The 1,152-nt window shown below is 63.1% G+C and carries 1 protein-coding gene; it reads left to right on the forward strand.

Translation table 11 applies throughout. The features are described from left to right. The first annotated feature begins 53 nt into the window (after window positions 1-53). Window positions 54-1,124 (forward strand): IS30 family transposase, encoded by a 1,071-nt coding sequence (locus tag ACU8YE_RS23635; RefSeq protein WP_446929765.1) that lies wholly within the window; start codon window positions 54-56, stop codon window positions 1,122-1,124. Window positions 1,125-1,152 lie beyond the last annotated feature (28 nt).

Here is a 1,152-nt window from a genome sequence, read left to right on the forward strand (position 1 = left end):
TTTGCTTGGCAGTTTCAAGTAGCAAGTGCAACGCGTTATCTAGGATGTGTTGCATGGGACGAAGCTACGAACACCTGAGCGCCGAGGAGCGAGGCGCGATCTTTGCGATGAAGCTGGAGGAGCGGAGCACGCGAGAGATTGCGCGTGCTCTGCAACGCTCACCGAGTACGATCAGCCGTGAGCTTCGACGCAATGGCTGGAAGCCGGAACAAGAGCGTGGCCCGATGGGCCGTCCCGCGATAGCCGGTGGCTACAATGCGATGAGGGCCGGGCAGCGCGCCTCCAGGTTGCGACGCAAGCCACGCCGTGAGCGCAAGTTGTGCCGACAAGGCCCGCTGTGGCCCGAGGTGCGCCGATACTTGGAGAGAGGCTTCTCGCCAGAGCAGGTGGCCGCGCAACTCAAACGAGTCCATCCCGGTGAACCCGCCTTGCACGTCTCGCACGAAACGATTTACCACGCTATTTATGCCGCGCCACGGGGTGCGCTGCGGCGCGAGTTGGTCAGCCTGCTGCGGCAAGCGCGCGGTGCTCGCAAGCCACGCTCACGTGGACAAGACCGGCGCGGACAGCCCAGCGACATGGTGAGCATTCATGTGCGCCCGCCCGAAGCCAACGACCGGCTGATCCCGGGGCACTGGGAAGGCGACCTGATCAAAGGCGCCGGTAACCGCTCGGCGGTGGGTACGCTCATCGACCGCAGCACCTTGTTCCTGATGCTGGTGAAGATCGACGGCAGCACCGCCGAGGCCGCCTTGCAGGCCTACAGCGCCGCGTTCGCGCCCTTGCCCGAGGAGTTGCGCAAGACGCTGACGTACGACCAGGGCAAGGAAATGGCGCTACATCGCAAGCTCGCCGAGGCGACGGGCATCCGGATCTACTTCTGTGACCCGCACAGCCCCTGGCAGCGCGGCATCTGCGAGAACACCAATGGCCTGCTGCGCCAGTACTTGCCAAAGGGAGCGGACCTGTCTGTTCTCTCGCAGCGTCAGCTTGACACGATTGCCCTGTCGATGAACACCCGACCGCGTAAAACCCTCGGCTGGCGCACTCCAGCAGAAGCCTTTATTGAGAACTGCGCCAAGCAGGGAATCGTCATTGACCCCGCTGTTGCACTTGGGGCTTGAAACCGCCCTTACTTTCTTTGGGCAAGAC

The sequence above is a fragment of the Ralstonia sp. VS2407 genome (assembly GCF_052950655.1).

Coding starts and splice junctions, on each gene's coding strand:
- ACU8YE_RS23635 (WP_446929765.1), top strand. CDS start 54: ATGGGACGAAGCTACGAACACCTGAGCGCCGAGGAGCGAGGCGCGATC.